At 73.0% G+C, this 6,734-nt stretch carries 8 protein-coding genes; 6 read left to right on the forward strand and 2 right to left on the reverse strand.

What is annotated here, in order from left to right:
• A partial coding sequence (locus AB0O00_RS25870) for a lysozyme (RefSeq protein WP_363655594.1) occupies window positions 1-754 on the forward strand: 754 nt, incomplete at its 5' end.
• Window positions 755-888: 134 nt separating this feature from the next.
• Complete coding sequence (locus tag AB0O00_RS25875) at window positions 889-2,277, forward strand: hypothetical protein (RefSeq protein WP_363655596.1); 1,389 nt, start codon at window positions 889-891, stop codon at window positions 2,275-2,277.
• A 52-nt stretch (window positions 2,278-2,329) separates the two neighbouring features.
• Here the strand turns inward: AB0O00_RS25875 and AB0O00_RS25880 are convergent, their stop codons facing one another.
• Complete coding sequence (locus tag AB0O00_RS25880; RefSeq protein WP_363655598.1) at window positions 2,330-2,695, reverse strand: hypothetical protein; 366 nt, start codon at window positions 2,693-2,695, stop codon at window positions 2,330-2,332.
• Window positions 2,696-2,813: 118 nt separating this feature from the next.
• Complete coding sequence (locus tag AB0O00_RS25885) at window positions 2,814-3,443, reverse strand: maleylpyruvate isomerase N-terminal domain-containing protein (RefSeq protein ID WP_363655600.1); 630 nt, start codon at window positions 3,441-3,443, stop codon at window positions 2,814-2,816.
• 144 nt (window positions 3,444-3,587) lie between these two features.
• Here AB0O00_RS25885 and AB0O00_RS25890 point away from each other — a divergent pair, with 144 nt between their 5' ends.
• The 4 genes from AB0O00_RS25890 to AB0O00_RS25905 all read left to right on the forward strand — a co-directional run bounded on the left by AB0O00_RS25890 (window position 3,588) and on the right by AB0O00_RS25905 (window position 6,636).
• Entirely contained in the window at window positions 3,588-4,211 is a 624-nt protein-coding gene (locus AB0O00_RS25890) for a LysE family transporter (RefSeq protein ID WP_363655602.1), read from the forward strand.
• Window positions 4,212-4,386: 175 nt separating this feature from the next.
• Window positions 4,387-5,148 carry a TetR/AcrR family transcriptional regulator C-terminal domain-containing protein gene (locus tag AB0O00_RS25895; RefSeq protein ID WP_363655604.1) on the forward strand — a complete coding sequence of 254 codons (762 nt, stop codon included), beginning with the start codon at window positions 4,387-4,389 and terminating at the stop codon, window positions 5,146-5,148.
• Between the two features lie 51 nt (window positions 5,149-5,199).
• Window positions 5,200-5,541: a hypothetical protein gene (locus AB0O00_RS25900; RefSeq protein WP_363655606.1), complete on the forward strand. Its 342-nt coding sequence runs from the start codon at window positions 5,200-5,202 to the stop codon at window positions 5,539-5,541.
• Between the two features lie 18 nt (window positions 5,542-5,559).
• The gene (locus AB0O00_RS25905) at window positions 5,560-6,636 is read left to right on the forward strand and encodes a M14 family metallopeptidase (protein WP_363655608.1); all 1,077 of its coding nucleotides are present in this window, start codon (window positions 5,560-5,562) and stop codon (window positions 6,634-6,636) included.
• Window positions 6,637-6,734 lie beyond the last annotated feature (98 nt).

A 6,734-nucleotide genomic window follows, 5' to 3' on the forward strand; every position in this document is an offset into this window, starting at 1 on the left:
GCCCGCCGCCGCGGCCACCACCGCACCCGCCGAACTGCCGCACCCCGAGCTCGACTTCGCCGGCTCGACGGTCGCCGCCCACGAAGGCGGCAGCGCGGACCAGGCGGCGATCCGCTCGCTCGCCGTCACCCAGACCGCCGGCATGGACGTCTCCGGCTGGCAGGGCAACGTCGACTGGGCCACCGCGGCCGCCAACGGCGCCAACTTCGCCTACGTCAAGGCGACCGAGGGCACCACGTACCGCAACCCGTACTTCGCCCAGCAGTACAACGGCTCCTACGACGCCGGACTGATCCGCGGCGCCTACCACTTCGCCCTGCCGGACCGCTCCTCGGGCGACGTCCAGGCCAACTTCCTGGTCGACCACGGCGGCGGCTGGTCCGCCGACGGCGTCACCCTGCCGCCCGCGCTCGACATCGAGTACAACCCGTACGGCGCGACCTGCTACGGGCTGAGCCAGGGCGCCATGGTCGCCTGGATCCACGCCTTCAGCGACACCGTCCTCGCCCGCACCGGCCGGTATCCGACGATCTACACCACGACCAACTGGTGGTCCCAATGCACAGGCAACAACGGTGACTTCGGCGCCACCAACCCCCTCTGGATAGCCCGCTACTCCAGCTCCCCCGGCACCCTGCCGAACGGCTGGACCTACCAGACCATCTGGCAGTACGCCTCCTCCGGCACCTTCCCCGGCGACCAGGACCTCTTCAACGGCGCCTACGACCGCCTCCAGGCGCTCGCCACCGGCTGACGAGGCCCATCACCATCCGGCCACCCCGGGTCCGGGCGAGTGACGCTCGCCCGGACCACGGCATCGCCGACCGCGACACGCGGAGCACGCCCCGCATCGTGTGGACACGACCCTTCTCCTACCGAGGAGCATTCATGTCCACGCTGAGACCACATCAGCGAAAGTCCCGCCTCAAGGCCGCCCTGCTGGGCTCCCTGGTGGCCGTCCTGATGCTGCCCGGCGGCCCGGCTCGCGCCGCCGGGGCCGGCACCCCCGACCAACGGGCCCTCCGGCCCGGTGTCCCGGGCACCGCCCTCGCCTGGGGCAACAACTTCGAGGGCCAGCTGGGCGACGGCACCACCGTCGAGCAGAGCAACTCCCCCACCCCGGTCTGCGGGGCGGCCCCGTGCATCGACCCGCTCCATGGCGTGATCGCCGTCTCCGGAGGCGACGAGTACAGCGTGGCGCTGCGGTCCGACGGCACCGTCCTGACCTGGGGCGACAACACCCACGGCCAGCTCGGCGACGGCACCACCACCAACAGCACCACCCCGCGCCGGGTCTGCGCCGTGGGGCAGACCGCGCCCTGTTCCGCCTTCCTGGACGACATCGTCGCCGTATCCGCCGGCTTCGCCCACACCACGGCGCTGCGCGCCAACGGCACGGTCGTCGCGTGGGGGCTCAACGACCACGGCCAGCTCGGCAATCCCATCACCACGGACAGCAGCGTCCCCGTCCCGGTCTGTGTCACGAACGACTGCGGCTTCCTCCTGAACGACGTGGTGTCCATCGCTGCCGGCGCCAACCACACCCTCGCCCTGCACACCAACGGCGAGGTCGACACCTGGGGAGACGACCGCCACAGCCAGCTCGGCCGGCCCACCAGCACCGGCCGGGTCTTCCGCGTCTGCGCCTCGGACCCCTTCGACTTCTGCCGTCCGCTCCAGAACGTGGCGTCCGTCGCGGCCGGCGGCGACCACAGCGTGGTGGTGCACCGCGGCGGCAGCGTCTTGGCCTGGGGTGAGAACGACCTCGGCCAGCTCGGCGACGGCACCACCACCGAGCAACTGGTACCGGTGCCGGTCTGCGACACCGGTGCGACCGCGCCGTGCGGCAGCTTCCTCTCCGGGATCACCGCGGTCGCCGCCGGTGACAAGCACACCGTGGCGGTCGCCGCCGGCGGCAGCGTCCGCGCCTGGGGAGGCATCGGCAGGCTGGGTGACGGCACCGGCAACGGCAGCACCACCCCGGTGGCCGTCTGCGCGGAGGGATCGACCGCGCCCTGCGCCGGCTTCCTCGCCGGCATCACCGCGATCGCCGCCGGCGGCAGTCACACCGTGGCGCTCGCCGCCGACGGCACCGTCCTGACCTGGGGCGACAACTCCCTCGGGGAGCTCGGCAACGGCACCGGCGACTACATCGGCGGCAAATCGCCGGTCCACGTCTGCGCCGTGGGGCAGACCGCTCCGTGCGACCGGCAGCTCACCTGCGCCGTGGCCGTCGGCGCCGGTTACAGCCACACCCTGGCCGTGGTCCGGCCCTGACGTCGACGAGGGCCCCCGGGCAGGACGGCTGCCCGGGGGCCCACGTTGCGCCTCAGCGCGGGTCGACGAGATCCTGGGCGAAGACCGTCCCCAGGGGCTCGGGGCCCACGTACTGCTGGCAGTTGCACTGCCGCGGCTCGAACTGGACCGGCCGGCGGTCGGCGTCCCACGCGGTGGGCGCCTCGACCTCCTCGTGGCAGCGGCCCTGCTTGTCGTGCTTGGCCAGGTGGTGCGTGCAGCCGCAGACCGGCTCCGGCGGGCGCTTGGCCGCCTCCAGCGCGGCCTGCTGGCGGTCGGCCGCCTCCAGCAGCTCCAGCTTGCGCTCGTGCCGGGTCTTCAGCGCCCGGCGGGCGTTGTTGGCCACGTACCCGCCGCCGTACAGCACTGCCGGCACGATCCACCACACGATGTCGAACATCGACCGATTTCCCCCGTCGTCCCCGATGACCCCGTTGCGGGGTTCCGGCGCACATCGTACGCCTGACCTGCGGAGAAGGAGCCGACGGGGACTCAGATCGGCTGACCCGGCGGACGGCTCAGCGGATCACCGGGAGCACCGCGGCGTCCGAGCGGCCCGCCGCCGCCTCGATGAACGCGACCGGGTCGGCGACCTCGGCGAGCAGCGCGCGGGTCGCGTGCAGGGCCGCGTCGGCGGGCGGCGGGCCGCCGACGGCCGCGATCAGGTCGAGCAGGTGGACGGTCGCCTCCATGAGCGCCACCTCGGCCAGCGCGCCGACCCGCACGCTGCCGAGGAGCGGGTGGGCGGCGACGGCGTCCGGCGAGAGGTCCGCGGAACCGGCCAGCGCGGCCGGGCCCTCGACCTCGAAGCGGGCGATCAGACCGGCCGGGTCCGTCCCCGCGGCGACCTGCTTCGCGGCGGCGGCGACGTGCCCGGCGGCGGTGTGCGCGAGGCCACCGGGCTGGTTGAAGAAGCGCAGGATGCCCGCGGCGGTCTCCACCTTCGCCGGGCCGTCGACGAGGGCGGCGTGCAGCTGCGTGAACGCTTCGGCGGTGGGCGCCACGTGGGCGTACAGGTCCAGGACCGTCCAGTCCGGCAGCCGGGTGCCCCGGGCCCACGCCTCGGCGTCCAGCCCCTTGCCACGTTCCGCCCAGGAGTGCCAGGCCTCGGTCAACAGCTCGGTGGTGGGCGGGATGTGACGGGTCATGCGGTCTCCTCCGGAGGCGGCGCGGACAACGTGCGTCCACCGTAACCGCGTGCGTCCACCGTGGCCGAACGACTCGGAAAACCTGTTGCGGAGTGGGCACTTGAGGTCCGACGATCGGGCCATGACCAGGACATACGCCCACGCGTGAACGGGGAGCTCGTCGCGGGGCTCCTCGCCGGGTACGGCATCGCCGTGCCGGTCGGAGCCGTCGGGGCGTACCTCGTCGCGCTCACCGCCCGCGCCGGGCTGCGCACCGGGGCCTGCGCGGCCCTCGGCGTGGCCACGGCCGACGGGCTGTACGCGCTGCTCGCCGCCGCCGGCGGGGCCGGGCTGGCGCCGCTGCTCGCGCCGGTCGCCGGGCCGCTGCGGATCGCCTCGGCGCTCGTGCTGCTCGCGCTCGCCGTCCGGACGGCCGTCACCGCGCTCCGCACCGGTCCGGGCGTGGACGCCGCACCGCCCGGCCCCGCACGGGCCTACGGCACGCTGCTCGGCATCACCCTGATGAACCCGCTCACCGTGCTCTACTTCGCCGCGCTCGTCCTCGGCCGGCAGGACACGGCCCCGGGCACGGCGCCGGGCACGGCCGGGCGGGCGGTGTTCGTGGCGGCCGCGTTCGCCGCCTCCGCCAGCTGGCAGCTCCTGCTCGCCTCCGGCGGCGCCCTGCTGGGCCGCGCGCTCACCGGCCCGCGCGCCCGGCTGCTCACCGCGCTCGCCTCCGCGGCGGTGATCGGCGGGCTGGCGGTCCGCCTCCTCGCCGGTACGGCCTGAGCGGTCCGCCTCGTCGCCGGTACGGCCTAAGCGGTCCGCCTTCTCCGCGGTACGGCCTGATTCGGAGCAGTTCGCCCGATTCAGTAGCACATTTACCTTGTATCCTGGATGCGTATCCCCTGGATGTGCATCCCAGGACAGCCTCGGTATCCCCCCACCGCGGAGGAGTGCGGACATGGCCGAGCAGGACAGCCCCGGTCACGACGGCCCCGACCGGGACGTGCCCGCGCACGAAGGCCCCGAGAAGCGGGCGCGCCTGAACCGTCCGCTGGTGCTCCGCGCGGCCGTCGCGCTCGTCGACCGCGAGGGGCTGTCCGCCCTCACCATGCGCCGCCTGGCCGGGGAACTCGGCGTCGAGTCCATGGCCCTCTACCGCTACACCCCCGGCAAGGAGGCCCTGCTCGACGGGCTGATCGAGGCCTACTTCGCCGAGGTGAACGAAAGCCTCCGCGGCTCCGCGCAGACCCCGGAGCCCGCCTGGCGCGCCGAACTGCGCCGCATCGCGCGGACGTTCGCCGCCGTGGCGCACGCCCACCCCGAGATCCTGCCGCTCGTCGCCACCCGCCCGCTCGCCGTGCCGATGACCCGGCGGCCCGCGCCCGTGCTCGACCTCACCGAGCACATCCTCGCCGTCCTCGGCCGGGCCGGCTTCGACGACTCGACCGCCCTCACCGTCTACCGCGCCTTCGTCGCCTGGAGCCTCGGCTGCATGCTCGTCGACAAGCGCCAGGTGGTCGACAACGAGGACGAGCCGGACCCGGTGATGCGCCTCGGCCTGCACCGGCTGTCGGCCACCGACTACCCGCGGCTGCGCGCCCTGGTGCCCCGTTTCGCGGACTTCGACGACGAGGCGGAGCTGCTGGCGGGCCTGGACAGCCTGCTCGACCGGATGCCCCCGGCCCCGCTTGACGGGTTCTACGGCGGCGGCGCATCCTGAGGGATACGAGGTACACGTCGGACATATCCCCCGCGCCCGGAAGAGGCCGCCATGATGTCCGCCGTTCCCAACGAATCCCTCCACGCATCCCTCCCGAACGACATCCTCCGCGTCCGCGTCACCGCCAGGGACGCGGGCACCCTGCGTGCACTCCTGCACGAGGTCCGCCCGGACACGGGCGGCAGCCCGAGCGTCGCCGCCGACGGCAGCGTCGGCATCGACGCGTACGTCCCGGAGGAGCGGATCCCCGCCCTCGAACGCGAGGGCGTCACGGTCGTCCGGATCGCGAACGCCAGCGCCAAGGGCCGGGCCGCCCAGGCCGAGGTCGGCACCGGCAACCGGTTCGCCGAAGGCGCCGTGCCGCGCGGCCTGGCCGCCAAGCTCGCCGGCTGACCGGGGAGGAGAGCCGTCATGCCGTACCTGAACATCGTCGAGGTCGAATCCGCGCTGGAGAACCTCGCCACCGCGTACCCCGGCCTCACCCAGCTGATCGCCCTGCCCGAGACGTCCGTCGAGCAGCGGACGATCCACGCCCTGAAGATCGGCGCCCCCGCGCCCTTCCCCAAGGACACCGTCATCATGCTCGGCGGTGTGCACGCCCGCGAGTGGGGCAGCTGCGAGATCCTCGTGCACCTCGCCGCCGACCTGCTGGAGGCCCAGCAGAACGGCACCGGCCTCGGCTACGGCGGCGCGACGTACACCGCCGCCCAGGTCGGCGGGCTACTCCAACGCCTGGACCTGGTGCTTCTCCCGCTCGTCAACCCCGACGGCCGGCTCTACAGCCAGACCGTCCAGGCGATGTGGCGCAAGAACCGCAACCCGGCCTACGGCGGCGGCAACCCGGCCCCGGGCTGCATCGGCGTCGACCTCAACCGCAACTACGACTTCCTCTTCGACTTCACCACCGCCTTCTCACCGGCCGCCGACCTCACCCACATGTCGACCAACCCGTGCGACCCGCTGGTCTACGCGGGCCCGCACGCGTTCTCCGAGCCCGAGACCCGCAACGTCCGCTGGCTGCTCGACCAGTTCCCGCGCACCGGCTGGCTGATCGACGTGCACAGCTACTCGGAGGACATGCTCTACAACTGGGGCGACGACGACGACCAGTCGGACAACGCCAACATGAACTTCCAGAACGCGACGTTCAACGGCAGGCGCGGCATTGCGAACGACCTCGACTACGCCGAGTACATCGACAAGGGCGACGTCGACAACGAGGTGCTGCTCGCCGAGCGGTTCTGCCAGGGCGTCGCGAGCGTCCGCGGGATCGTCTACACGCCGAAGACCGGGTTCAACCTCTACCCGACCAGCGGGACCAGCGACGACTACGCGTACGCGCGGCACTTCGTCGACCCGATGAAGGGCCGGGTGCTCGGGTTCACCGTCGAGTGGGGCACGGAGTTCCACCCGCCGTGGGCGGACATGGAGAAGATCATCCTCGACGTCGACTCGGGCCTCGTGGCGTTCTGCCTGGCCACCGCATAAACCACAGACCATAGTGCCCGACAGCGGAGCGCCCCCCCCCCAACAAAGGTGGGGGGCGAGCACAACAGGTTGAAAGGGCAGAGAAGGCGGGCCGCGGG

This window comes from Kitasatospora sp. NPDC093558 (assembly GCF_040683475.1).
In the GTDB taxonomy this organism is placed as follows: Bacteria; Actinomycetota; Actinomycetes; order Streptomycetales; family Streptomycetaceae; genus Kitasatospora.